Source organism: Geodermatophilus sp. YIM 151500 (assembly GCF_025716945.1).
GTDB lineage: Bacteria > Actinomycetota > Actinomycetes > Mycobacteriales > Geodermatophilaceae > YIM-151500.
On record NZ_JAOVZT010000007.1, the window covers coordinates 56,313 to 80,256 of the forward strand.

General features: G+C 75.4%; 25 protein-coding genes. 12 read left to right on the plus strand and 13 right to left on the minus strand.

The genetic code is table 11. From position 1 onward, the window contains the following. Positions 1-231 precede the first annotated feature (231 nt). The 3 genes from OF117_RS13300 (at position 232) to OF117_RS13310 (ending at position 2,349) form a co-directional block, all read left to right on the plus strand. Complete coding sequence (locus OF117_RS13300) at positions 232-621, plus strand: ATP-binding protein (RefSeq protein WP_263553326.1); 390 nt, start codon at positions 232-234, stop codon at positions 619-621. Positions 622-698: 77 nt separating this feature from the next. Continuing rightward, complete coding sequence (locus OF117_RS13305) at positions 699-869, plus strand: hypothetical protein (RefSeq protein ID WP_263553327.1); 171 nt, start codon at positions 699-701, stop codon at positions 867-869. Positions 870-990: 121 nt separating this feature from the next. Beyond that, positions 991-2,349 carry a cytochrome P450 gene (locus tag OF117_RS13310; protein ID WP_263553328.1) on the plus strand — a complete coding sequence of 453 codons (1,359 nt, stop codon included), beginning with the start codon at positions 991-993 and terminating at the stop codon, positions 2,347-2,349. 75 nt (positions 2,350-2,424) lie between these two features. On the opposite strand, the gene OF117_RS13315 is transcribed toward OF117_RS13310, so the two are convergent. Further along, complete coding sequence (locus OF117_RS13315) at positions 2,425-3,744, minus strand: sulfate adenylyltransferase subunit 1 (RefSeq protein ID WP_263553329.1); 1,320 nt, start codon at positions 3,742-3,744, stop codon at positions 2,425-2,427. A gap of 131 nt (positions 3,745-3,875) precedes the next feature. On the opposite strand from OF117_RS13315, the gene OF117_RS13320 reads away from it, so the two are divergent. Then, entirely contained in the window at positions 3,876-4,169 is a 294-nt protein-coding gene (locus tag OF117_RS13320; protein WP_263553330.1) for a hypothetical protein, read from the plus strand. On the opposite strand, the gene cysD is transcribed toward OF117_RS13320, so the two are convergent. The 5 genes from cysD to OF117_RS13345 all read right to left on the minus strand — a co-directional run bounded on the left by cysD (position 4,160) and on the right by OF117_RS13345 (position 9,250). After that, positions 4,160-5,068 carry a sulfate adenylyltransferase subunit CysD gene (gene cysD, locus OF117_RS13325; protein WP_263553331.1) on the minus strand — a complete coding sequence of 303 codons (909 nt, stop codon included), beginning with the start codon at positions 5,066-5,068 and terminating at the stop codon, positions 4,160-4,162. The genes OF117_RS13320 and cysD overlap by 10 nt on opposite strands. 119 nt (positions 5,069-5,187) lie before the next feature. After that, positions 5,188-5,925 (minus strand): PaaI family thioesterase, encoded by a 738-nt coding sequence (locus tag OF117_RS13330; protein WP_263553332.1) that lies wholly within the window; start codon positions 5,923-5,925, stop codon positions 5,188-5,190. Positions 5,926-5,938: 13 nt separating this feature from the next. Next, on the minus strand, positions 5,939-7,585 hold the full coding sequence (locus OF117_RS13335) for a HAMP domain-containing sensor histidine kinase (protein WP_318014247.1): 1,647 nt from the start codon (positions 7,583-7,585) through the stop codon (positions 5,939-5,941). Beyond that, on the minus strand, positions 7,582-8,340 hold the full coding sequence (locus OF117_RS13340; protein ID WP_263553333.1) for a response regulator transcription factor: 759 nt from the start codon (positions 8,338-8,340) through the stop codon (positions 7,582-7,584). Before OF117_RS13340 ends, OF117_RS13335 begins: the two co-directional genes overlap by 4 nt. A 112-nt stretch (positions 8,341-8,452) precedes the next feature. Further along, positions 8,453-9,250, minus strand: a complete 798-nt coding sequence (locus OF117_RS13345; protein WP_263553334.1) for a siderophore-interacting protein — start codon at positions 9,248-9,250, stop codon at positions 8,453-8,455. 399 nt (positions 9,251-9,649) lie between these two features. Here OF117_RS13345 and OF117_RS13350 point away from each other — a divergent pair, with 399 nt between their 5' ends. Together OF117_RS13350 and OF117_RS13355 are read left to right on the plus strand one after the other, a co-directional pair. Beyond that, positions 9,650-9,859, plus strand: a complete 210-nt coding sequence (locus tag OF117_RS13350; protein ID WP_263553335.1) for a DUF2945 domain-containing protein — start codon at positions 9,650-9,652, stop codon at positions 9,857-9,859. A 96-nt stretch (positions 9,860-9,955) separates the two neighbouring features. Next, positions 9,956-10,381 carry a DUF2795 domain-containing protein gene (locus OF117_RS13355; RefSeq protein ID WP_263553336.1) on the plus strand — a complete coding sequence of 142 codons (426 nt, stop codon included), beginning with the start codon at positions 9,956-9,958 and terminating at the stop codon, positions 10,379-10,381. A 29-nt stretch (positions 10,382-10,410) separates the two neighbouring features. Here the strand turns inward: OF117_RS13355 and OF117_RS13360 are convergent, their stop codons facing one another. Further along, positions 10,411-11,442: a hypothetical protein gene (locus OF117_RS13360; protein ID WP_263553337.1), complete on the minus strand. Its 1,032-nt coding sequence runs from the start codon at positions 11,440-11,442 to the stop codon at positions 10,411-10,413. A gap of 937 nt (positions 11,443-12,379) precedes the next feature. Here OF117_RS13360 and OF117_RS13365 point away from each other — a divergent pair. Continuing rightward, a complete protein-coding gene (locus tag OF117_RS13365; RefSeq protein ID WP_263553338.1) occupies positions 12,380-13,828 on the plus strand; it encodes an LCP family protein in 1,449 nt (482 codons plus the stop codon). Between the two features lie 33 nt (positions 13,829-13,861). Here OF117_RS13365 and pstB read toward each other — a convergent pair whose 3' ends face one another. The 6 genes from pstB to OF117_RS13395 all read right to left on the minus strand — a co-directional run bounded on the left by pstB (position 13,862) and on the right by OF117_RS13395 (position 19,883). Further along, on the minus strand, positions 13,862-14,641 hold the full coding sequence (gene pstB / locus OF117_RS13370) for a phosphate ABC transporter ATP-binding protein PstB (protein WP_263553339.1): 780 nt from the start codon (positions 14,639-14,641) through the stop codon (positions 13,862-13,864). A gap of 27 nt (positions 14,642-14,668) precedes the next feature. Then, entirely contained in the window at positions 14,669-15,757 is a 1,089-nt protein-coding gene (gene pstA / locus OF117_RS13375; protein ID WP_263553340.1) for a phosphate ABC transporter permease PstA, read from the minus strand. After that, positions 15,757-16,707, minus strand: a complete 951-nt coding sequence (gene pstC / locus OF117_RS13380) for a phosphate ABC transporter permease subunit PstC (protein ID WP_263553341.1) — start codon at positions 16,705-16,707, stop codon at positions 15,757-15,759. The genes pstA and pstC overlap by 1 nt, the downstream gene beginning before the upstream one ends. Positions 16,708-16,873: 166 nt before the next feature. Then, entirely contained in the window at positions 16,874-17,989 is a 1,116-nt protein-coding gene (gene pstS, locus OF117_RS13385) for a phosphate ABC transporter substrate-binding protein PstS (RefSeq protein ID WP_263553342.1), read from the minus strand. 194 nt (positions 17,990-18,183) lie between these two features. Next, positions 18,184-19,146: a mycothiol synthase gene (mshD, locus tag OF117_RS13390; RefSeq protein WP_318014253.1), complete on the minus strand. Its 963-nt coding sequence runs from the start codon at positions 19,144-19,146 to the stop codon at positions 18,184-18,186. After that, entirely contained in the window at positions 19,143-19,883 is a 741-nt protein-coding gene (locus OF117_RS13395) for a winged helix-turn-helix domain-containing protein (protein ID WP_263553343.1), read from the minus strand. The genes mshD and OF117_RS13395 overlap by 4 nt, the downstream gene beginning before the upstream one ends. A 59-nt stretch (positions 19,884-19,942) precedes the next feature. On the opposite strand from OF117_RS13395, the gene OF117_RS13400 reads away from it, so the two are divergent. The 5 genes from OF117_RS13400 to OF117_RS13420 all read left to right on the plus strand — a co-directional run bounded on the left by OF117_RS13400 (position 19,943) and on the right by OF117_RS13420 (position 23,827). Further along, on the plus strand, positions 19,943-20,752 hold the full coding sequence (locus tag OF117_RS13400) for an alpha/beta hydrolase (protein WP_263553344.1): 810 nt from the start codon (positions 19,943-19,945) through the stop codon (positions 20,750-20,752). Further along, positions 20,749-21,591, plus strand: coding sequence for a hypothetical protein (locus OF117_RS13405; protein WP_263553345.1), 843 nt, complete (start codon positions 20,749-20,751; stop codon positions 21,589-21,591). The genes OF117_RS13400 and OF117_RS13405 overlap by 4 nt, the downstream gene beginning before the upstream one ends. A 74-nt stretch (positions 21,592-21,665) precedes the next feature. Then, positions 21,666-22,352, plus strand: a complete 687-nt coding sequence (locus tag OF117_RS13410; protein ID WP_263553346.1) for a DUF2993 domain-containing protein — start codon at positions 21,666-21,668, stop codon at positions 22,350-22,352. A gap of 345 nt (positions 22,353-22,697) precedes the next feature. Continuing rightward, a complete protein-coding gene (locus OF117_RS13415) occupies positions 22,698-23,531 on the plus strand; it encodes a sulfurtransferase (RefSeq protein WP_263553347.1) in 834 nt (277 codons plus the stop codon). Positions 23,532-23,533: 2 nt separating this feature from the next. After that, positions 23,534-23,827 carry a DUF1416 domain-containing protein gene (locus OF117_RS13420; protein WP_263553348.1) on the plus strand — a complete coding sequence of 98 codons (294 nt, stop codon included), beginning with the start codon at positions 23,534-23,536 and terminating at the stop codon, positions 23,825-23,827. Positions 23,828-23,944: the final 117 nt, after the last annotated feature.

The window sequence follows — 23,944 nt, forward strand, 5'->3', positions numbered from 1 at the left end:
CCACCTCCGTCGTCTTAGGGGCGGGTCCCCGGGAGGACAGCGTACGCCACCTGGCAACGGCTGCTGCATGCAAGGCCGGTAGCACGCAACAGGCGCGACACGCAAGGGCCGTTGCGAAGGTGAGTCGTACGAGGCATAGTTGCCCGCAACGGAACACGCAACAGCCATTGCGCACCTCGCGGGGGACGGTCGCACGCCCCCGCGCCGCCCGTCGCCAGATCGGATCGCCGCATGTCCACCCTCACCGCCCGCATCGATCTCCCACCGGTCGCCGGCAGCGTCCCCGTCGCCCGGCACGTCGTCGTCGACCTCCTGCGGGTGTGGGGTGCCCGGCAGGAGGTCGACGACGCCGCGCTCCTGATCACCGAGCTGGTCGCGAACGTCGTCGACCACGCGGGCGGCGAGGCCGGGCTGACCGTGGAGGTGGTGCTGGCCGGCGAGTGGCTGCGCATCTCCGTCGCCGACGGCTCGGCCGTGCGCCCGGTCGTCCGGGAGCTGGAGGGCGACGCCCCCCGGGGCCGGGGCATGCAGCTGGTGCAGGCCGTCGCCGACCGGTGGGGGTCGGAGGACCACCAGGGTGGCAAGCGCATCTGGTTCGAGCTGCGGGCGCCGCTCGTATGACCGGGAGGTGGTTTGCCCTCCTCGGTGACCGGGGAGGGGCCAGGGGACCGCACGGACCCCACGAGAGGACGAGATCCATGAGCGAGCCGACCCGCTCGACCGAGGCGGCCGGCGAGGGCGTGTCCGACCGCGAGATGGTCGAGACCGTCGCCGGCCAGACCGACAGCGCCTCCGAGCACGCGCAGGACGCCGGCAAGGACTGGGACGGCGACCCGTCGTCCGCCCCGGACCCGAACGCCGGCGGCTGAGCCACCGGCCCGTCGAGGGTCCTCCGGTGAGCCGCCGCCGCCCCGGTGCCCGGCCGCCCGGTCGCCGGAGCCCGGGGCCGTCCCGGCTGACGTCCCCGCGTCCGGCCGCCAGACTGCCGGTGTGACCACTTCCGCGCCGAGCACCCGGAACGCCCGTCCCGCACGACGCGCGAGGCGGACGTCCGGCACCCGTCCGGCGGGGACCGCCGTCCGCTGGGTCGTCCGGCACGGCCTGCCCGGTCTCTGGCTGGCCCGCGGCGCCCGCCGGGGCGACCCCGCCAGCCGGCTGCTCCGCGACCGGGCCGTGCGCGACGACCCCTTCGCCCTGTACGAGCAGATCCGCGCCCGGGGGCCGCTCGTCCCGGGCAGCCTCGGGCTGGTCACCACCTCGCACCCGGTGGCGCACGCGATCCTCCGCTCGGACGGCTTCGGCGTCGGCTGGGACGCCGCGAGCGCGCCGTGGCCGATGCGCCGGGCCATCGCGTACGGCGACGACCCGGACGTCGCCGGCGTCGCCGAGCCGCCGTCCATGCTGGTGCTGGACCCGCCCGAGCACACCCGGTTGCGCCGCCTGGTGAGCCGCGACTTCACCCCGCGTGCCGTCGCGGCCTACGAGCCCCTCGTCCGGCGCATCGCGGACGAGCTGCTCGACGCGCTGCCGCACCGCGGCGGACCGGTCGACCTCGTGCCGGCCTACGCCGCCGCGCTGCCGGTCGTCGTCATCGCCGAGCTGCTCGGCGTGCCGGTGCAGCGGCGCGAGGACTTCCTCCGCTGGGGCGCCGCCGCGGCCGCCACGCTCGACCCGGGGCTGCCCTTCCGCCGGTACGCGGCGTCCGAGCGGGCGCTCCGGGCGATGCACGCCTTCCTGCGCGACCACGTCGCGCGGCTGCGCCGGGCGCCGGGCCAGGACCTGGTCAGCCGCCTGGCCACCCTTCCCGAGGAGGAGGCGCTCACCGAGCGGGAGCTGCAGGCCACGATCATGCTGCTCCTCGGCGCCGGCTTCGAGACGACGGTCAACCTGCTCGGCAACGCCGTCGTCCTGCTCGACGCGCACCGCGACCAGTGGGCCGCGCTGGCCGCCGACCCGTCCGGCTGGGACGGCGCGGTCGAGGAGGTGCTGCGCCTGGACAGCCCGGTGCAGATCACCGGGCGCACCGCGCGCGCCGACGTCGACCTGGGCGGCCGCACCGTGCCCGCCGGCACGCACGTGACGGTGCTGCTCGGCGCGGCCAACCGCGACCCCGACGTCTTCCCCGACCCCGCGCGGTTCGACGTCAGCCGCGCCAACGCTCGCGACCACCTGGCCTTCTCGGCCGGCGTCCACTACTGCCTCGGCGCCGGCCTGGCCCGCCTCGAGGCCGTCGTGGGGCTGCGCGCGCTCACCGAGCGCTTCCCCGCGCTCCGGGTGGCCGGCGCACCGGTGCGGCGCGACCTGCGGAGCCTGCGCGGCTTCGAGCACCTGCCGGTCACGCTCGGCTGAGCCCGTCCCGGGGGTCGGGCCCCCTCCCGGGTCCTGCCCCGAGCGTGCGAGGGGTGGGGAGGAGGGGGTCCTTCTTCAGCCGGCGGGGGTGAGCATGCCCGCGCCGACGGTGGCGTTGGTCGCCTCGTCGACGAGGATGAACCGGCCGGTGACCCGGTTGCGGGCGTAGTCGTCGACGAACAGCGGCTGGGTCGTGCGCAGCCGCACCCGGCCGATGTCGTTGAGCCCGAGCTCGCCGGCGGCGGTGTCGCGGTGCAGCGTGTTCACGTCGAGCCGGTAGGCCAGCTCCTTGACCATGGCCCGCACGGTGCGGGTGGTGTGCTTGACGGCCAGCCGCTGCCGCGGCCGCAGCGGCTGGTCGGTCATCCAGCAGACCAGGGCGTCGAGGTCCTGGGTCACGTGCGGCGCGTTCGCCGGCCGGCAGATCATGTCGCCGCGCGAGACGTCGAGGTCGTCGTCGAGCCGCACGGTGACCGACATCGGCGGGAAGGCCTCGGCCACCGCGCCGCGCGGACCGTCGATGGCCGCGATCGTCGTGCTCAGCCCGCTGGGCAGCACCGTCACCTCGTCGCCGGGGCGCAGCACGCCGCTGGCCACCGTGCCGGCGTACCCGCGGTAGTCGTGGTGCGCGTCGGACTGGGGCCGGATCACGTACTGGACCGGGAACCGGGTGTCGACCAGGTTGCGGTCGCTGGCCACGTGCACGTGCTCGAGGTGGTGCAGCAGCGAGGACCCCTCGTACCAGGGCGAGTTCGCCGAGCGGGTCACCACGTTGTCGCCGTGCAGCGCCGAGATCGGGATGACGGTCAGGTCGGGGACGTTGAGCTTGGCCGCGAACGCGGTGAACTCGTCGCGGATCGCCTCGTAGGTGTCCTCCGACCAGTCGACGAGATCCATCTTGTTGACCGCGACGACGAGGTGGGGGACGCGCAGCAGCGAGGCGAGGAACGCGTGCCTCCGGCTCTGCTCCAGCATCCCCTTGCGGGCGTCGACAAGGACGATCGCCAGGTCGGCGGTCGACGCGCCGGTCACCATGTTGCGCGTGTACTGCACGTGACCCGGGGTGTCGGCCATGATGAACGTGCGCCGCGGCGTCGCGAAGTAGCGGTAGGCGACGTCGATCGTGATGCCCTGCTCGCGCTCGGCGCGCAGGCCGTCGGTGAGCAGCGCCAGGTTGACGTAGTCGCCGCCGGCGCTGGCCCGCTCCACCGCCTCGTACTGGTCCTCGAAGACGGCCTTGCTGTCGTAGAGCAGCCGGCCGATCAGGGTGCTCTTGCCGTCGTCCACCGATCCGGCGGTGGCGATCCGCAGGATGTCCTTGCGGGCGGTGGCGAGCTCCGCGGCGGCCTCGGCCGCCGCGGACCGGATGTCGACGGCTTCCTCGAGCGGGGTCATCGGAGGGGCTCCTGTTCGTGTCGGTCGGCTCGTTGGCGCGCGGCGCCGGGGAGGCGGACGCTGGTGCGGACGTCCCGCGGCCTCCCGGCCACGGGCGCGTGACCGGCCGAGCCGTCCCGGAGGAGGACCGCGTGTTCGTCTTCGCCGCGGCGGTGCCCGCGCTGCTCGTCGTGGTGGTCGGCTACGTGGTCGGCTACGCCGTCGCCGAACGGGCCGTCGGCCTGCTCGAGGCGGCGTTCGGGACGACGCTGCCGCCGGCGGCACCCGAGGTGGTCGGCTGGGCCACCGGGCTGGTGCTGCTGGCCGCCGTCGTCCGGCTGCTGGTCGTCCGTCCCGCGTGGCTGCGGCGCGCGCTGGGCCGCGGACCCGGGGGCGGTCCCGACGGCACCCCGGGGGGCCACCAGGACCGGGGCCATCAGAAGTAGCCCTCCTTCTTCCGGTCCTCCATGGCCGCGTCGCTGACCTTGTCGTCGCCGCGGGTGGCGCCGCGCTCGGTCATCCGGGTCACCGCGATCTCGGCGATGACCTCCTCGACCGTGGTCGCGTTCGACAGGACGGCGGCGGTCAGGTTGGCGTCGCCGACGGTGCGGTAGCGGACGGTCTCGCGGCGCACCTGCTCGCCCTCGCGCGGCCGGATGAACTCGTTGACCGCGTAGAGCATGCCCTGGCGCTCGACGACGTCCCGCTCCTGCGCGAGGTACAGCGGGGGGATGGCGATCTGCTCGCGGGCGATGTACTGCCACACGTCGAGCTCGGTCCAGTTCGACAGGGGGAAGACGCGGATCGACTCCCCGAGGTGGATCCGGCCGTTGTAGAGGTCCCACAACTCCGGCCGCTGGTTCTTCGGGTCCCACTGGCCGAACTCGTCGCGGAAGGAGAACACCCGCTCCTTGGCCCGCGCCTTGTCCTCGTCGCGCCGGGCGCCGCCGAACAGCGCGGTGAAGCCGTGCTCCTCGACCGCGTCGAGCAGCACCGGGGTCTGGATGCGGTTGCGGGAGCCGTTGGGCTCCTCCTGGACCGTGCCGGCGGCGATCGCGTCGGGCACGGAGGCGACGATGAGCTGAACGCCGAGCTCGGCGACCCGCTTGTCGCGGAACTCGAGCACGTCGGGGAAGTTCAGCCCGGTGTCGACGTGCATGACCGGGAACGGGATGCGGGCCGGGGCGAAGGCCTTGCGGGCGAGCTCCAGCATGACGATCGAGTCCTTGCCGCCGGAGAACAGCAGGACCGGGCGCTCGAGCTCGGCCACCACCTCGCGGATGACGTGGACGGACTCGGCCTCCAGCGTCTCCAGTTGGCTCAGGCGGTAGTCGGGGGTCGTCACGGTATGGCTCTCCGGGAGGTCGGCGTCGGGGTCCGGACGGCAGCCCGCAGCCGGCTGGCGGCGCGGATCGGCTCCCAGTGTCCGCTATGACGGGGCTCGCACCCCACCCAGCACCCGGCTCATCGCTCCCAAGGGGGGGCTTCCGGCCCCTGCTCGTCGCGCAGCGCGGTGGCGTCGGTGGGTCGGCCGGGCGGTGACGGCCGGCCGGACGCGTCGGTCACCGCGCCGAAGTAGGCCTCCTGGAGCTCCGGTCGCGGCATCACGAAGACCCCGCGCCCCTCGACCAGTGGTCGCCCGGGCTCGTCGGCCAGCGCGACCGTGCCGGTCACCACCGAGCGCCGCCCCGCGTCCTCGACGACCCGCGCGGTCAGCCGCAGCGGGGTCCGCAGCGGGACCGGACGGCGGTAGTCGAGCTCCAGCCGGGCGGTCATGCCCCACAGCCCCGCGGAGATGGTGGCGGCCCCGAGGAGCTGGTCCATCAGCAGGGCGCTCACCCCGCCGTGCACGTAGCCGGGTGGACCTTCGTAGGCCGAGCCCAGCGAGACGTCGCCGAGGACACCGCCCTCCGCCCGACGCAGGACCAGCGGCGGCGCCAGGGCGCTGCCCACCCCGCTGACCGGGTTGTACACGCGCCGGAACGCACGGACGTCGTCCAGCGCCGGGAGCTGCGTCGGCGGTCGCTGCGCGGTGGCCAGCCGGCCGCTGACCGCCCGGACGGCGTCGGTCGCGGCCCGCAGCTCCGCCGCGCCGACCGTCGTCCGGACGGCGGCGTCGACGAGCTCCCGCAGGGCCGAGCCCAGGCCGCCGACCGCGGCCATCAGCTCCGGGTCGAAGGGTGCACCGGCGTCGTGTTCCACGCCCGGGATGGTGTCAGGCGCCCGCCGGCGCACCGGACGGGCGTCCGGCGGCGGCGTCCGGGGGCCTGTCCGCGCCGTCGTCCGCACCGTCGTGCGGGTCGTCGTCCGCGCCGTCGTGCGGGCGCTCGTCCGGGCCGTCGTCGGGCACGGGTCCCGAGCGCGGCAGGCGGACGGTGAAGGTCGCCCCCCGCCCCTCGGCGGTGGTGAGGTCGACCGTGCCGCCGTGGGCGGCGACCAGCGACGCGACGATGGCCAGGCCCAGCCCGGTGCCCCCGGCCTGGCGGGTCCGTGACGTGTCGGCCCGGTAGAAGCGCTCGAACACCCGCGTGGCGTCGTCCGGCGCCAGGCCCGGGCCCTCGTCGGCGACCCGCAGCACCACGGTGTCGGGATCGCCGGGGTCCTCGTCGAGGGACACGGTGACCGGCGCGGTCGGCGGCGTGTGCGTCAGCGCGTTGGTGACCAGGTTGCCGACGACCTGCCGCAGCCGGGCCTCGTCGCCGAGGACGACGGGGACCTCGGTGAGCGAGTCGGACAGCTGCAGCGCCACCGGCCGGTCCGGCTGCACCGCGCGCGCGTCGTGGACGGCGTCACCGGCCACCTCGGCCAGGTCGACCGGGGCGATCCGCAGCGGCCGCTGCTGGTCCATCCGCGCCAGCAGCAGCAGGTCCTCGACGAGCAAGCCCATCCGGGCGCCCTCGGCCTCGATCCGCTGCATCAGCCGGCCGACGTCCTCCGGTCCGCCGGCCGCCCCCTGGCGGTACAGCTCGGCGAAGCCGCGGATCGACGTCAGCGGGGTGCGCAGCTCGTGGCTGGCGTCGGCGACGAAGCGGCGCATCCGCTCGGCCGAGCGGCGGGCGCGCTCCTCCGACTGCTGCTGGGCCCGGAAGGACCGCTCGATCCGGGCCAGCATCCCGTTCAGCGCGGTCGACAGCCGGCCCACCTCAGTGCGGTCGTCGCCGGCGGGCACCCGCTGGGAGAGGTCGCCCGCGGCGATGGCCGCGGCGGTGCGCTCCACCTCGCCGAGCGGGCGCAGGCTGTTGCGCACCAGCACGTACCCGGCGGCGCCGAGGACGCCGACGACGAGCAGCCCGACGAACAGCTGCAGGGCGACCAGCCGGCCGATCACCTTCTCGTCCGGCCCGATGTCGACCGCGGCGACCGCCGTGATGCCCCCGGGCAACGGCGCGGTCGCCACGCGCCAGGCGGTGCTGCCGTCGTCGGCGGGCACGGTCGCGAGCCGGAGCCCCTCGCCGTGGGAACCGCCCGGACCACGCCGGTCGTCGTCGGCGTCCCGCCCGCCGCCGTCGGACCGGTCGGGCAGGCGGGAGAGGTCGGGCAGCGACCCCTGGTCCCAGAACGGCCCGGACGCCATCTGCCACCGGCCGCCACCGGTCACGCAGCCCAGGTAGTCGTTGGACCCGCCGACGGGTCGGCGCCCGCTGCACGCCTCCAGGACCCGCGCGGGATCGTTCCGCAGCTCGGCGATCGCCGTCCCGAGCCGGAGATCGCGCTGCTCGTCCTGGTAGGAGCGCAGCAGCGACGTGGCCGCCACCCCGGTCGCCAGGAGCGCGACGGTGACCAGGGCGACCAGCAGCGCGACGAGCAGCACGCGCAGCGGCACGCGCGCCACGCGCTCGGCGAGCGAGGCGCGCGGCGTCACGATCCGCGGGGCAGCCGCAGGGTGTAACCGACCCCGCGGATGGTGTGCAGCAGCCGGGGCTCGGTCGTGTCGACCTTGCGGCGCAGGTAGGAGATGTAGGACTCGACCACGTTGGCGTCGCCGTTGAAGTCGTAGTTCCAGACGTGGTCGAGGATCTGCGCCTTCGACAGCACCCGCCCGGCGTTGGCCATCAGGTACCGCAGCAGCTTGAACTCCGTCGGCGACAGGCTGACGAGCGTGCCGGCCTTGATCACCTCGTGGCTCTCCTCGTCGAGCTCGATGTCGGCGAAGGTGAGCCGCGGGGCCTCGGCGGCCTGGGCGGCCGCGGTCGTGCGGCGCAGCACCGCCCGGATGCGGGCGAGCACCTCGTCGAGGCTGAACGGCTTGGTCACGTAGTCGTCGCCGCCGAGGGTGAGGCCGGACACCTTGTCCTCCGCGGCGTCCCGCGCGGTGAGGAACAGCACCGGGGTGTGGCGGCCCGACTGGCGCAGCCGCCGGACGACACCGAAGCCGTCCAGCCCGGGCATCATCACGTCGAGCACCAGCAGGTCGGGCCGGAACGAGTCGGCGAGCGCGAGCGCCTGCTGGCCGTCGGCCGCCGTCTGCACCTCGAAGCCGGCGTAGCGGAGGCTGGCCGAGAGCAGCTCGCGGATGTTGGGCTCGTCGTCGACCACGAGCAGGCGCGCCTCGGGTGCGGTCCGTGCGGTCTGCGGGGTGCCGGACACAACGCCTCCGGTCGCGGGTGCCGTGGTCATGGGCCCAGCATCACCGGGCCGGCTGCGGTCCCCCTGGACGCTACCTGTGAGCTCGCTGAGCGGAGTGGATCCGGCGCGGTCCCCGGGCTGTGACGCCGACGGTTCCACTCCGCTACGGGGCGGGGGCCATCGCGCGGCCGCGGCGCCAGTACCCGATGGCGTGGTGCTGCGCCCGGGAGAGCCCCCAGCGTCCCCGCAGGTCCGCGCGCACGCTGCGGACGGCGGCGGACTCGGCGGCGACCCACGCGAAGACGTCCTCCGCCCCGGGCGGCGGGCGGGCGGCCACCGCCTCGGCCAGCAGGGTGCTGGCACCCGGCGGCGTGGTCCCGCGGTGCAGCCAGCGCAGCTCGACGCCCGGCGGCGCGGGCAGCGGCTGCTCCTCCGCGGCATCGGCGACCTCCAGCAGCACCAGGCCGGTCGTACCCGGCGCGGCCTCGGCGAGGATGCGGGAGATGGCCGGCAGCGCCGTCTCGTCGCCGGCCAGGAGCAGCCGCCCGGCCGGCCGGTGCCCGAGCGGGCCGCTTCCCGCGACGCCGAGCACCGCCCCGGGTGCGGCGGCCGCCGCCCAGGTCGCCGCCGGCCCGTCGCCGTGCAGGACGAAGTCGACGTCGACCTCGCCGGCCGCGGGGTCCTCGCGGCGGGCGGTGTAGCTGCGCAGCGCCACCCCGTGGCTGCCCTGGGGCCACACGATCCGCCCGTCCCGGGCGACCTGCGGCCAGCGCGGCGCCGGGTCGCCGACGCGCGGCACCAGCACGGACACGGTGGGCCCCGCGGAGGTCGCGGCCGCCACCGGACCGGCCAGCGTCACCCGGCGCACCGAGGGCGTCACGCTCGTGACCGCGCGGACGGTGAGCACGTGCACCGGGCGGAGGCCGCCGGGGGGGACCGAGGTCGGGTCGGCGGGGCGCACGCCGACGAGCATGCCGTCCGGGAGGAGGTGCCGGTCCGGGCGGCTCCCCGGCGAGGGCCGGAACGGGCCGACCCGGCCGGCCCCGGGGGAAGGGGACCGACCGGGCCGGCGATCGAGGACGGGTCCATCTCACCGTGCGTAGCCGCGAAGGTGCGTCCTGGCTGGGCGTTCACCCGGGAGGACCGCGTCGACGGCCACGCTACGTGACCCCGGCTCCCGCGCCATGGCCCTGCGGGGTGAGGTTCGGTCCCGATCGGGTGAATGCGCGCGGACCGGCGCACCGCGGCCGGCCGCCGGGCGCCGGCCCCGCGGCCGATGTGTGCCCCGCCCACCCGGCGGGCACGGGGAGCAGCACGCGGCCGGCCGTCCCGGGCGCCCCGGACGACGAGGGAGAGGCTGATGTCCGACGACCTGGAGAAGGGTGACCACGTCTCCTGGAACAGCCACGGCGGCAAGGCCGAGGGCACCGTGAAGAAGAAGATCACCTCGGACACCGAGGCCGCCGGCCGCACCGTGCGGGCCAGCGAGGACGAGCCCCAGTACGAGGTCGAGAGCGAGAAGAGCGGTGGCACCGCCGTGCACAAGGGCGGAGCGCTGCACAAGGACTGACCGCCGCGCCGCGCCCGTGCGGCGGTACGGCGCGACCGATCGGGTCGCCGGCGCGCGACGCACCGGCGACCGCACCACGAGCGCAGGAGGAGCACCGTGAGCGAGACCCCGTTCGCCGGCACGTCCGAGCGGAGCACCAAGCACAGCCCCCGGGTCGACGAGGACCTCGTGCACGAGACCCAGGGGATGATGAAGGCCGAGCGCGCCACGCGGAGCGAGGAGTGGCGGGAGGTCGAGCCGCAGGCCGAGACCGATCCCGACATCGACGCCGATCCGGCCGGCACGCTCGTCGGCGGCACCCCCGTGGGCATGGACGCCGACGCGGTGACCGCGCGCGCCGAACTCGCCCGCTGGCTGGACCGCGCTGACTTCCCCAGCACCGGGCCCGACCTGGTGGAGGCCGCACGCGACCACCGCGCACCCGACGCGGTCGTCGCCGAGCTCGAGCGGCTGCCCGCGGGGGAGACCTACGAGCGGGTCGGTGACGTCGTCCGGGCGCTCGGCTACCCGACGGAATCCTGACGCACCTGCGGCGGGGAACCCGGCGCCGCTCAGGCGCCGGCACCCTCCCGCTGCTCGTCCTCGGCGATCTCCTCGGCGCCGCGGCGGCGGAGCAGCCGCGAGCCCGGAAACCCCTTCACGATCTGCCGCAGGTCCTGCACGGTGTCCAGCAGGTCGTGGACGTCCGGGCCGACCCCGCCGAGGGTCTGCAGCACCGGCAGGACGTCCTCGTCGAGGTGGGCGAGCAGGACCGGCAGCCGGTCGACGAGCGTGACGAGCGCCTCGACCTCGTGCGGCTCGAAGGTCTCGGCGAACCGGCGGATCGACGGTCCGAGCTCGGTCAGCGGCTGCTCGTACACGTCCAGCAGCGGCTGCATCCGATCCACCAGCGCGGCGGCGAGCTCCACGGCCCGCTCCGCGCGCTCGGTGGTGCCACCGACGGCGGCGACGATCTCGCCGGCCCGCTCGGTCGTGCCGTGGACGGCGGCGACGGCACGACCGGCCTGCTCCGTCGTCCCGACGACAGCGCCGATGGCCGCCTCGGCGCGGGCGGTCGTGTCGCCCACCGCCGCGATCGCCTCGCCGGCGCGGGCGGTCGTCCCGCCGACCGTGCCGATCGCCTCGTCCGCGCGTTCCGTCGTCCGGATCACGGCCGTGATGGCCCGGTCCGCGTCGGCAGTCGTCCGCGCCACCGCGGTGATGGCCTCGTCCGCGCGCCCGGTCGTCCGGGTCACGGCGGCGATGGCCCGGTCCGCGTCGACCTGGGTGGTGACCACCGCGGCGATCGCCGCGTCGGCGGCCACCTGCGTGGCGGTCACCCCGGTGACCGCCTCGTCGGCGCGGGCGCGGGTCGCGTCCACCGCCCGGACGGCGGCCTCGGCGGCGTCCAGCGTGCGGTCCATCCGGGCCACCAGGCCGTCGACCCGGGCCATCAGGGTCCCGACGCCGTCGAGCAGCGCCTCCAGCCGGCCGACCGCCGCACCGACCCGGGGGACGAGGGCGAGCGCCTCGTCGACCCCGCCGCGCAGGCGCTCCACGGCCGCGAGGACGTCGGACGGTGCGGGCACGAACGGCAGCTTCACGCGGCCGAACGGTACGCAGCCCGACGCCGGTAGGACCGCGCGGCCACCCGGCGGGGCGGGCGAGGGGACCGGTCCGGACAGCGCGTCCCGTACCCCCGGTGACGCCGGCGCCCGTATCGTGGACGGTCACCGACGGAACGTGCGCGCGCGGTGACAGGACGGTCGGCAGCGGGGGCTGTCGCACGGTGACGACGAGAAGGTGTCCAGACCGGTGGGGGATCAGCCGACGCGGGGTGGCGCGGGCGACCGTGACGTCCCCGGCCGTCCCCGCCGCGGACGCGCGCGGGCCGACGAGCCCGGCGCGGCGCCGGTCACCGTCGAGCAGCTGCTCGCCCGCCAGGGCACCGACACCGGACGTCGCCGCGCCGTGCGCCGCGCCGCCGAGGCGTCCACCCGGCGTGCCCCCGAGCCGCCGGCCCGCGGCGCAGCGGAGCCGTCCGGGCGGCGCGCCCCCGAGCCGCCCGGACGCGGGGCCGCGGCGCCCCCGCCGTCCGGGCTCCGCTCCGGCCTCCCTCCCGTTCCGCCCGGCGCCGACGCGGGCCGTGCACCGGCCGCGCCGTCCGCCTCGCCGTCCCCCGCAGCGGCTGCGCCGTCCCCCGCACCGGCCGCGCACCGTCCCGCTCCGCGCCGGCCCGCCGCGCCCGACGCAGCCCGGCAGGTGGGGCTGCCCCCCGTGCCGGGGGCACGTCCGGCTGCGCAGCCCGGCCTGCCTCCGGTGCCGGCGGCCGCCCGGCCGGCGCCCCCGGAAGGACGGGCCGCTCCGCCGCTCCCCGGGCTGCCCCCGGCGCCCGGGGCCGTGCCGTCGCCGGGGGAGGGCCGCCCGGTCCGTCGCACGGGACCGGTCCCGCCGCTGCCCGGCCTCGCCCCGCCGCGCGAGGCGGAGCCGGCCCGGCCGCGCAAGGCCCCGCCCAGCCCGGGTCGCCGGCGCCTGCGCCGGGTGGTGGGCGCCCTCGTCGCCCTGGTGGGTGTCGTCGTGCTGTACCACCTGGGCCTGTACTTCTACGTCGACCGCAGCATCGACCGCGTCGACGCGCTGGCCACCGACGGACCCGAGGTGCTGGCCGCGCAGCTGCAGGCGGACGCGGAGAACTACCTCGTCGTGGGCACCGGCGTCCCGGGGCAGGAGGGCGCACCGTCGGTGACGGCGCTGCTCGTGTCGGTCGCCGCCGACGCCGACCGTGCCGTGCTGGTCAGCCTGCCGCCCACGGCCCTGGTCGACACCCCCGCCTGCCGAACTCCCGACGGCGACGTCCGGCAGCCGGTCGCGGAGGCCTTCGGCACCTCGCTGCTCGAGGGCGGCCCGTCGTGCATGGTGCGCAGCGTCCAGCAGCTGACCGGGTTGCGGATCGACCACTACCTCGGCATCGACCTGGACCGGCTGCCCGGCCTCGTGGACGCTCTCGGCGGGGTGCCGGTCTGCCTGCCCGGCGCCGCGCCCGCACCCGCCGGGTCGGGAGCGACCAGCCTCACCGCCGCCGCGGTCGACGAGTACCTGCGACCGGGCGACGCGGGCACCGACGTCACCGGTGCCGGGGTGGCGCAGCGGACCCAGGTGCTGCTCACCGCGACCCTGCGGGCGGCGCTGTCGCCGAGCACGCTGGCCGACCCGCTCACCCTCACCCCGTTCCTCGTCCGCGCCGCCGGTGGGTTGACCGTCGACTCCCAGACCACGCTCGGTGACCTGCGCGAGCTGGCCGGCTCCCTCGGCGACCTGCCGCAGGGCGCCGTCCAGCGCGCCGAACTGCCGGTGGCGCAGCTGGGTTACGTGCCGACGGGCAGCGACCAGGCCTTCGTGCTGCTGGACGGCGCCGCCACCCGCGCGCTGTTCGACGAGGTGATCGGGCAGACCCGGGTCCCCGCCGACATCCTCGCCGCCCAGGAGGCGGAGGCCGCGGCGCGGGCGCAGGCGCAAGCGGCGGCCGATGCGGCGGCCGGCACCCCGGCCGACGACGCGGCCGGGAGCGCGCCGGAGGCGCCGGCGGAGCCGGCCGGCCCGGTCGTGCCCCCGGAGCAGGTGACCCTGTCCGTGCTCAACGGCACCGGCACCACGGGGCTGGCGGGCACGGCGGCCGAGTCCCTGCGCGGACTGGGGTTCACCGTCGGCGAGGTCGGCAACGAGCCGGGCGCCGTCGAGGCCACCCTGGTCCGCCACGGGCCGGGTGTGGCCGAGGAGGCCCGGACGGTCGCCGCCGCCGTGCCCGGAGCGGTCCTGCAGCCGACCGACGCCATCGGAGACGCCGTCCAGCTGGTCCTCGGACCCGGCTACGCCGGCGTGGTGCCCGTCGAGCTCGCCGCCCCGGCCCCGCCGGCCGAGACGCCGGCCGAGCAACCCGCGCCCGACCCGGCCGCGCAGGCGGCGGCTCAGCCGGTCGTCGCCCGCTGCTGAACCCCCGGAGTCCGGCGGGAGACCCGGGCGGGATCAGCCGAAGCGGCCGGAGATGTAGTCCTCGGTCGCCTTCTGGTCGGGGTTGCTGAAGATCTTCTCGGTGGGGTTGAACTCGATCAGCCGGCCGGGCTGCCCGACCCCGTTGAGGTTGAAGAAGCCGGTCTGCTCGCTCACCCGCGCGGCCTGCTGCATGTTGTGGGTGACGATCACTATGGTGAACCGGTCCTTGAGGTCGGCCATGAGGTCCTCGATGGCCAGCGTCGAGATCGGGTCCAGCGCCGAGCAGGGCTCGTCCATGAGCAGCACATCGGGCTCCACGGCGATCGCGCGGGCGATGCAGAGCCGCTGCTGCTGGCCGCCGGACAGGCCCGAGCCGGGGCGGTTCAGCCGGTCCTTGACCTCGTTCCACAGGTTGGCACCCCGCAGCGAACGCTCGACCAGGTCGTCGAGGTCGGACTTCTTCAGCTTCTTGCTGTTGAGCCGCAGACCCGCGGCGACGTTGTCGTAGATCGACATCGTCGGGAACGGGTTGGGCCGCTGGAACACCATGCCGATCTGGCGGCGCACCGCCACCGGGTCGGCGTCGGGCCCGTAGAGGTCCTGCCCGTCCATGGCGATCTTGCCCTCGACGCGGGCGCCCGGGATCACCTCGTGCATGCGGTTGAGGGCGCGCAGGAAGGTCGACTTCCCGCAGCCCGAGGGGCCGATGAGCGCGGTCACGCTGCGGGGCTCGATGGAGACGGTGACGTTCTCCACGGCGAGGAAGTCGCCGTAGTAGATGTTCACGTCCGAGCAGTCGATGCGCTTGGCCACGAGGTCCTCCTGGTCGATCGCCGGCGGTCAGCGACTGGTCTTGGGAGCGAAATAGCGGCTGATCAAGCGGGCGACGAGGTTCAGGCCCATGACCAGCATGATGAGCAGCAGGGCCGCCGTCCAGGCGCGGTCGATCGCGAACTCCGGCGGGACGCCCGGCTGGGTGAGTTGGTAGTACGCGAACACCGGCAGGGTGGCCATGCGCTCGGCGAACGGGTCGAGGTTGGTCGCGTTGGTGATGCCGACGGTGATGAGCAGCGGCGCGGTCTCGCCCACGACGCGGGCGATGGCCAGCGTCACGCCGGTGCCCAACCCGGCGATCGCCGTCGGGACGACGACCTTGACGATGGTGCGCCACTTGGGCACGCCCAGGGCCAGGGAGGCCTCGCGCAGCTCGTTCGGGACGAGCTTGAGCACCTCCTCCGACGAGCGGACGACCACGGGGATCATCAGCACCGACAGCGCCACCGCCCCGGCGAAGCCCAGCCGGATGCCGGGGCCGAGGACGAGCGCGAACAGCGCGTAGGCGAACAGGCCGGCCACGATCGACGGGATGCCGGTCATCACGTCGACCAGGAAGGTGATCGCCCGCTTGAGCCGGCCGGTGCCGTACTCGACGAGGTAGATGGCGGTGAGCAGCCCGATCGGGACCGAGATCAGGGTGGTGAGCGCGGTGATCACCAGCGTGCCCATGAGGGCGTGGTAGGCGCCGCCGCCCTCGCCGACGATGCCGTACAGCGAGTAGGTGAAGAAGGTCAGGTCGAACCGCGCGATGCCGCGTCGCGTCACCTCGTAGACGAGGGAGAGCAGCGGCACCATCGCGATGCCGAACGCGGAGCCGACCAGACAGGTGACCAGGCGGTCGGTCGCCTTGCGCGGACCCTCCATCAGCCGGGATGACACCCAGACGAAGAGTGTGCCGAGCACCGCGGTCCACAGGACGGCGAGGGCGATGTTGAAGTCGCCCATCGCCTCGAGCCCGACGGCGACGGCGGCGGCTGCGGCGAAGCATGCTCCGGGCACCCACCGCGGCAGGCGGCCCTCCGGTCGCTGCGCCGGCGATGGCGTCGTCCGACCGTCGGTGGCCGGGGGCGCGGGGGTGATCTGCGTGGTCATCAGTTGGCCCCGGAGAAGTCGGCCCGGCGGTTGACGATCCAGCGGGCGAGCATGTTGACCGCGAACGTGATCAGGAACAGCGCGAGGCCGCTGGCGATGAGCGTGTTGATGTCGAGGCCCGACGACTCGGGGAACTCGAGGGCGACGTTGGCCGCCACCGTCGAGGGGTTGCCGCTGCTGATCAGGTTCAAGGTGATGCCGCCGGAGACCGACAGCACGAGGGCGATGGCCAGCGTCTCGCCGAGCGCGCGCCCGAGACCGAGCATCGCGCCGCCGATGACGCCGGACTTCCCGTAGGGGATGACCGCCATCCGGATCATCTCCCAGCGGGTGGCGCCAAGGGCCAGAGCGGCCTCCCGGTGCAGGGTGGGCACCTGCTGGAACACCTCGCGGGAGATGGCGCTGATGATCGGCAGGATCATGACCGCCAGGACCAGCCCGGCGGTGAGCATCGTCCGGCCGGTCGCAGAGGTCGGGCCGGCGAACAGCGGGACGAAGCCGAGGTTCTCCTCCAGCCACCGGTAGAACGGCACCAGCTTGGGCGCCAGCCAGAAGATGCCCCAGAAGCCGTAGACGATGCTCGGGATGGCGGCGAGCAGGTCGACCAGGTAACCCAGTCCCGCGGCCAGCCGGCGGGGCGCGTAGTGGGTGACGAACAGCGCGATGGCCACCGCCAGGGGGGTCGCCACGAGCAGCGCGATGACGGCCGCCAGCAGCGTGCCGAAGAGCAGCGGGGCGACGTAGGCGCCGACCCCCTCGCCGCCCGGGATCTCCTCGGCCGGTGCGGTGAGCGCCGGCAGCGACTCGATGACGAGGAAGGCCGCGACCCCGGCCAGGATGACCAGGATCAGGATGCCGGCGCCCTGGGCGCTGCCGGCGAAGATGCGGTCGCCGCGACGGCGCACCGGTCGGCGCGGTCGGCGCTCGGTCGTGGCCTTCGTGGCGGTCACCGCTGCTCCGGGGTGCTGGGTCGATGGGAACCTGCAGGTCGATTCCTACTACCTGCCGTCGGGCCGTCCGGTCGCGGGCGGCGCGACGGCCCGGGACGTCGGAGGACGCCCCGGGCCGTCGCCGCAAGGTACTGCGTCACCGCGGTGACCGCCTCGCCCCGAGGGGTCATCCCGCGGCGGCGGTGATCGCGTCGATCGCCCGCTGGGCCTGGCCACGCAGCGTGTCGGAGATCGGTGCCGAACCCGCGGCCTCGGCCGCGGCCTCCTGCCCGTCCGCGCTGACCACGTAGCCCATGAAGTCCTGCACGAGGGTGGCGGTCTCCTGGTCCGCGTACTCGATGCAGCCGATGTGGTAGCTGATCAGGACGATTGGGTAGTTGCCCGACTCGGCGGTGTCGCGAGCCAGCTCGATGGCGAAGTCGTACTCGCCGCGTCCCTCCAGGGTCTCCGAGTTCTCCACGACGGCGGCGGCGGCCTCGGCCGTGGGTGCGACGAACTCCGGGCCGACGCCGACCGACGCCACGCCGAGACCTTCCACCTGGCTCAGGTCGGCGTACCCGATCGTCCCCTCGCCCGCGCCGATGGCGCTGACGACGCCAGAGGTGCCCTGGGCGGCCTCGCCCCCGGGCACCGGCCAGTCGCCGCTGACCTCGTAGGTCCAGACGTCCGGGGCGACCGTGGCCAGGTACTCGGCGAAGTTCTCGGTCGTGCCGGACTCGTCGGACCGGTTGACCGGTGTGATCGGCAGGTCGGGCAGCTGGACGTCGGGGTTGTCCGCGGCGATGGCCGGGTCGTTCCAACTGGTGATCTGCTGGGCGAAGATGCCGGCCAGCGTCACGGGGGACAGGTTCAGCGCGTCGACGCCCTGGAGGTTGTAGGCGACGGCGATCGGTGAGATGTAGTTGGGCAGCTCGAACACGCCCGCCGATCCGCAGCGTTCCTCGGCCTGCGCGAGTTCTTCCTCGTCGAGCGGGGCGTCGGAGCCGGCGAAGTCGGTGCCGCCGGCCAGGAACTGCTCGCGGCCGCCGCCGGAGCCGACCGGGTCGTAGTTGACCGTGACTCCGGGCTGCACCTCGGTGTAGCCGGCGCGCCAGCCCTGCATGGCCGCCTCCTGGCTGCTGGCGCCGGCGCCGACGAGGGTGCCGCTCACCTCGCCACCGCCTCCGGCGCCACCGCCTGCGGTGCCGCCCTGCTCGTTGGCGGCGCCGCAGGCGGACAGGGCGAGGGTGCCGGCGAGCGCCACGCCGATGGGGAGCGTGCGCGTCCTGGTGCTGAGCTTCACCTCGGTGCCTTTCGACTGGGGGCCCGGACGTCGGTGCCGGGCATGAGGTCCGACGCCCCGGAAGGTAGATAGCCGAGGTGGACGGCCAACCGTGGCGGGATGAACACGCGGTGAACGCGGGCGAAGGGCTCCCCGAAGGGGTGACGTACACATCACGTCCGGCGGGTGAACGAGCGCGTGGGCGACGCGGATGCTCAGTCCGCGGGCGTCGCGGACCGCCACGACACGTCGACGGCGAACCGCCGGAACCCGCGTCCCTCGTAGAGCCGGACGGCGGCGGCGTTGTCCGCCTCCACGTACAGCAGCACCGACCCCAGCCCCCGCCCGCGCAGGTACGCCAGCCCCAGGTCGGTGAGCACGCCGCCCAGCCGCAGGCCCTGCGCGTCGGGGTCGATGCCGAGCACGTAGACCTCCCCGACGGCCTCGGCGGCGGCGTCCCCGGGTGGGTGGACCTTCGTCCAGTGGGAGCCGAGGAGCGTGCCGCCGGCGTCCGGGTCGCCGCGCCAGGCGAGCAGGAAGCCCGCCGGGTCGAACCACGGCTCCTGCTCCCGCAGGCGCAGGTCCTCGGCGGTCCAGGCGCCCTGCTCCGGGTGCGCGGCGAAGGCGCGGGCGTTGACCCGCAGCCACGCGGCCTCGTCGCGGCCGGGCCGGAACGGCAGGACGCGCACGCGCTCGGGCAGCGCCGGGCGCGGCGTCGGGTCGACGTCGGCGAGGCCGCGGCGCATCTGCAGGAGCACCCGCGCCCGCCGGTAGCCGCGCCGCTCGGCCAGCGCGGTGGCCGAGGGCAGGTCGCCGTGCGCCCACATCCGCAGCGGGCGTCCCGTCGCGAGCTGCTCGAGCCGGTCGAGCAGCGCCCCGCCGAGCCCACGCCGCCGGTACGCCGGCCCGACGACCAGCTCGGCCTCCGCGTCGCCGGTGGCGGTCGCGGCCTCGAAGCGGGCGTACCCGGCGACCGCGCCGTCCGGCCCGGTGACCACCAGGTCGCGACCGCCCAGCGGCCCGCCGTGCTGCATCCGCAGCTCGGCCTCCTCCGACAGCGGGCGGACGCCGTCGGCGGCCGCCGCGTCCTTCAGCAACGCGAGGACGGCGCGGACGTCGTCGGGCTGGAGGCGGACGACGTCGCGGACGGGCGCGGAGGCGGCCAGGTCGGGCCTCAGGCGAGCGGTGCGGGAGCCGGCTGCTCCTCGGTCCGGGCCGCCGCGGCCGTCGCGTCGGCGACCTGCTGGTCGAGCTTGTACCCGACGTTGCGGACGGTGCCGATCAGCGCCTCGTGCTCGGCGCCGAGCTTGGCGCGCAGCCGCCGGACGTGGACGTCGACGGTGCGGGTGCCGCCGAAGTAGTCGTAGCCCCAGATCTCCTGCAGCAGCTGCGCCCGGGAGAACACGCGGCCGGGGTGCTGCGCCAGGTACTTGAGCAGCTCGAACTCCTTGTAGGTGAGGTCGAGCGCCCGGCCGCGGAGCTTGGCCGAGTAGCTGTGCTCGTCGATGACGAGCTCGCCGGCCTTGGTGACACCGCCGTCGGCGCCGTCGAGGGGCACCGACGCGGCCAGCCGGCGGGCGGTCGCCCACTTCAGCCGGGCGTCGACCTCGGCCGGGCCGGCGGTGTCGAGCAGCACGTCGTCGACACCCCAGTCGGCCGACAGCGCCACCAGACCGCCCTCGGACAGGACGGCGACGAGCGCCGACGCGACGCCGGTCGAGGACAGCAGCCCGCACAGCGTGCGGGCGCGGACGAGGTCGTGGCGGGCGTCGACCAGGACGACGTCGCCGCCGTCGCCGTCGAGCAGGCTGGACAGTTCCGGGGCCACCACGCGCACCTGGTGGCCCAGCAGGCCCAGGGCAGGGAGCACCTCGGTGGTCGCCTGACGCGCCGCGGTCATGAGCACGAGTCGCATGTGTCTCCTCGGGGAGGCCGTCGACGGCGCTGTCGAGGTGAGCCTGCAGGATAGCTGACGTGCCCGCCGTCGTCCCGCCGCGCAGCCGGACGCGGACGCTGCGTGTGCGGACGCCGGACGGCGTCGAGCTGTCCGGGGTGGCGGTCGCCGCCTCGCCACCGGTGGCGCCGCCGGTGCCCCCACCGGCCGGCGGGCGCCCGCTGACCTTCGTCGTCGCGCACGGTTTCACCCACGACGTGGGCCGGGCGGCGAGCCTGCGCGCCGCGGGCTGGCTCAGCCGCTTCGGGGAGGTGCGCGCCCTCGACTTCCGGGGCCACGGCCGTTCCGGCGGCGCCTCGACCGTCGGCGGGGACGGCGAGCTGCTGGACCTGGACGCCGCGGTGGCCGCCGCGCGGGCCGACGGGGCCCGGGCGGCGGTGACCGTCGGGCTGTCGATGGGCGGCGGGGTCGCCCTGCGGCAGGCCGCGCTCGGCGCGCACCGGCCGGACGCCGTGGTGTGCATCAGCGCGGTCGCCCGCTGGTACGTGCGGGAGACCCGGCCGATGCGGCGGGTGCACTGGCTGATCGAGACCACGGCGGGCCGCCGGGTCGCCCGGTCGCTGTTCGGCCTGCGGCTGGACCGCCCGTGGCCGGAGCCCCCGGTGTCGCCGCTGGAGGCGGTGGCCGCGGTGGCGCCGACGCCGCTGCTGCTCGTGCACGGCGACCGCGACGCGTACTTCCCGGTCGAGCACTTCGCCGCGCTCGCCCGCGCGGCCGGCCCGGCGGCGACGGCGGTCGTCGTCCCGGGGTTCGGACACGCCGAGAGCGGGCTCACCGTCCCGCTCGTCGAGCGGATCGGGCGCTGGGCGTCTGCCACGATCGACCCGTGAGGAGCGCCACGCTGGAGGACGCGCCCGAGGACTCGCCGCCGGGCACCGCGCACCACCTGCCGGCGGCCGCGGCGGCCGTCGCGGCGGTGGCGCTGCTCGTCGCCGCACCGGAGGTGCTCGGTGACGGGGGCCGCTTCGCCGCCGTGCTGGTGCTCCAGCTCGCGCTGGTGGCCGGCTGGGTGGTGACCGCCCGCGTCCGCGGTGCCACCGGCGCGGTCGTGGTGGGCGCGGGCGCGGCCGTCGCGGCCGACCTCGCCCTCGTGCTCCCGGAGCGCCCGGCCCTGGGCGGTCTGCTCGGCGTGCTGGGCGTCGGCTTCCTGGCCGTGGTCCTGCAGCAGATGCTGCGCACGCGGCGCGACGCGCTGGTCGCCTCGCTGGCCGGTGGGGTGCTGCTGCTGTGCGCGGTGAGCGCGCTGGCGGTCGTGCTGCGGCGGGCGGGCACCGACGACGGCGAGCGGCTGGCGGTCACCGCGCTGCTGGCCGTCGGCGGCGCGCTGCTGGCCGGGCACCTGGCCGACCTGGTGCTGCCGCGCCCGCAGATCGCCTTCGGCGTGCCGCGTGGGTTGTTCGCCGCGTTCGTGGCCGTCGGCGCGGGCGCCGGTGTCGCCTGGCTGCGGCGTGCGCCCGACGACCTGCTCGACGCCCTCGCCGCGTCGACCTACGGCGGCGTGCTGGGCGCGGTCGCGGTGCTCACCAGCCTCGTGGCCAGCTACGTCGTCATCGAGGCCGGGGTCGACGGCGGCCGGCCGCGCTGGGCCGCGGCCGCCGTCCAGGGCGTGCTCCCGCTGGCCGCGGCCGCTCCGGTGGCGCTGGCCATGGCGCTGCAGATCACCCCCTGACCCGGTCCCGCCGTGGGCACCGCTCGAGCGCGCCGCTCCGCACCCCTCCGCCCCGTTCCGGGACACTGGCCGGCATGCGCGCGCTCGCCGTCGTCCTGGTCGCCCTCGCCGGGCTCCTCGTCGTGGCCGACCGCGTCGCGGTGGTGATCGCCCAGGGCCGGGTCGCCGACGGCATCGCCCGGCAGGGCCAGCTGCCCGGTGCACCAGACGTCGAGATCGCCGGCTTCCCGTTCCTCAGCCAGGTGGTGGCCGGCAACTACGACGAAGTGCGCATCTCCTTCGACGCCGACGACCTCGGGCGGCCCGGGACGCGGGCCGACGTCACGCTGCGCGGGGTGCAGGTGCCGCTGTCCAGCGCGCTGACCGGGTCGGTGCAGCAGGTCCCGGTCGCGGCCATCGACGGGACGGCGACCCTCTCGTACGACCTGCTCTCGACCGAGTTCGGCTCCGGCACGACGCTCACCCCGGACGGCGACGGGTTGCGGATCGCGACGACCGTCGAACTGCTGGGCCGGCAGGTGGACCTGACCGCCTCCGGGCTGATCGAGCTCGACGACGGCGACCTGGTCATCGACGTCCGGGAGGCGACCGGTGCCGGCGTCGACCTGCCCGCCGGGACCGTCGAGCGGCTCTCCGAAGCGCTCGACCTGCGCTACCGCCTCCCGGACCTGCCGTACGGGCTCGAGCTCACCGGGGTGGCGCCGACCCCGGACGGCGTGGACGTCGCCGTTGCGGCGTCGGAGACCGTCATCGGCACGTGACCCGCCGGGCCCCACCGCCGGCCCGGGGTGCCGGAACCGGACGCGGCGGGGCGTCGCCGGGGGCGCGGCGAGGTGATCGGCTACCCTTCCCGCGTGGGCATCCTGCTGACCTCGCGGCGCACGGTGGACCTGTGCCGCGTCGGCAGCTGCCTCTGTCCGGCCTCCTGAGGGCGATCCCGCTCGCCCAGACGCGCCTGCCGTCCGCCGTCCGGAAGCCTTCTCCATGACCGTCGCACCGCCCGCGTCCGTCGACGCGCGCGCCGTCGCGCCGTCCGCACCCCCGCCGCCGGGCCGCCCCGGCGCGCGCCGCACCACCGTCCGCACATCCACAGGAGGGACAACCCCATGAGCCGCAGCGACGTGCTCGTCACCGCCGATTGGGCCCAGGAGCACCTCGGCGCCCCGGGTCTGGTCTTCGTCGAGGTCGACGAGGACACCAGCGCCTACGACAAGGGCCACATCGAGGGCGCCGTCAAGCTGGACTGGAAGAAGGACCTGCAGGACCCGCTGCGCCGCGACTTCGTCAGCAAGGAGCAGTTCGAGCAGCTCCTGTCGGCCAAGGGCATCAGCAACGACGACACCGTGGTGCTCTACGGCGGCAACAACAACTGGTTCGCCGCCTACGCCTACTGGTACTTCAAGCTGTACGGCCACGACGCGGTCAAACTGATCGACGGCGGCCGCAAGAAGTGGGAGCTCGACAGCCGCCCGCTGTCCTCCGACGAGGTGCAGCGGCCGGCGACGCAGTACACGGCCAAGGAGCCCGACACCACCATCCGCGCCTTCCGCGACGAGGTCGTGGCCGCGATCGGGCAGAAGAACCTGGTCGACGTCCGCTCGCCCGACGAGTTCGCCGGCAAGCTGGTCGCCCCGGCGCACCTGCCGCAGGAGGGTGCGCAGCGCCCCGGCCACATCCCGAGCGCGGTGAACGTGCCGTGGAGCAAGGCGGCCAACGAGGACGGCACCTTCAAGAGCGACGACGACCTGGCGAAGCTCTACGCCGAAGCCGGTCTGGACACCGGCAAGGACACCATCGCCTACTGCCGGATCGGCGAACGGTCGTCGCACACCTGGTTCGTGCTGCGCGAGCTGCTGGGCCACCAGAACGTCAAGAACTACGACGGCTCGTGGACCGAGTACGGCTCGCTGGTCGGCGTGCCGATCGAGAAGGGGGCCTGAGCATGTGCGGCGCCCCCAAGCAGGGCGGCTCGCTGGCCGGGGTCGACCTCGACACCCAGACGGTCATCCAGGGCCAGGTGTGGCACGACGGCGCGCCCGTGGCCGGTGCCTACGTGCGGCTGCTGGACGCGACCGACGAGTTCACCGCCGAGGTGGTCACCAGTCCCGAGGGCGAGTTCCGCTTCTTCGCCGCTCCCGGCGAGTGGAAGCTGCGCTCGCTGGCGCCGGTCGGCCGCGGGGAGCGCGTGCTCTCCGCGTCGGTCGGCCTGAACGAGACGACCGTCGCGATCGCATAAAGGACCCCGTCCTCCCCACCCCTCGCAGGCTCGGGGCGGGACCCGGGACGGGGCCGGTCCAGGCCCTCACCACCCCACCCCTCGCAGGCTCGGGGCGGGACCCGGGACGGGGCCGGT

Excerpts from the sequence above, each read along its gene's own strand:
- OF117_RS13350 (WP_263553335.1), top strand. The coding sequence starts at position 9,650 with ATGTCCGACGACCTGGAGAAGGGTGACCACGTCTCCTGGAACAGCCAC.
- pstA (WP_263553340.1), bottom strand. The coding sequence starts at position 15,757 with ATGACCACGCAGATCACCCCCGCGCCCCCGGCCACCGACGGTCGGACG.
- OF117_RS13410 (WP_263553346.1), top strand. The coding sequence starts at position 21,666 with ATGCGCGCGCTCGCCGTCGTCCTGGTCGCCCTCGCCGGGCTCCTCGTC.
- OF117_RS13300 (WP_263553326.1), top strand. The coding sequence starts at position 232 with ATGTCCACCCTCACCGCCCGCATCGATCTCCCACCGGTCGCCGGCAGC.
- OF117_RS13315 (WP_263553329.1), bottom strand. The coding sequence starts at position 3,744 with ATGACCCCGCTCGAGGAAGCCGTCGACATCCGGTCCGCGGCGGCCGAG.
- OF117_RS13305 (WP_263553327.1), top strand. The coding sequence starts at position 699 with ATGAGCGAGCCGACCCGCTCGACCGAGGCGGCCGGCGAGGGCGTGTCC.
- OF117_RS13340 (WP_263553333.1), bottom strand. The coding sequence starts at position 8,340 with ATGACCACGGCACCCGCGACCGGAGGCGTTGTGTCCGGCACCCCGCAG.
- OF117_RS13395 (WP_263553343.1), bottom strand. The coding sequence starts at position 19,883 with ATGCGACTCGTGCTCATGACCGCGGCGCGTCAGGCGACCACCGAGGTG.
- OF117_RS13415 (WP_263553347.1), top strand. The coding sequence starts at position 22,698 with ATGAGCCGCAGCGACGTGCTCGTCACCGCCGATTGGGCCCAGGAGCAC.
- OF117_RS13420 (WP_263553348.1), top strand. The coding sequence starts at position 23,534 with ATGTGCGGCGCCCCCAAGCAGGGCGGCTCGCTGGCCGGGGTCGACCTC.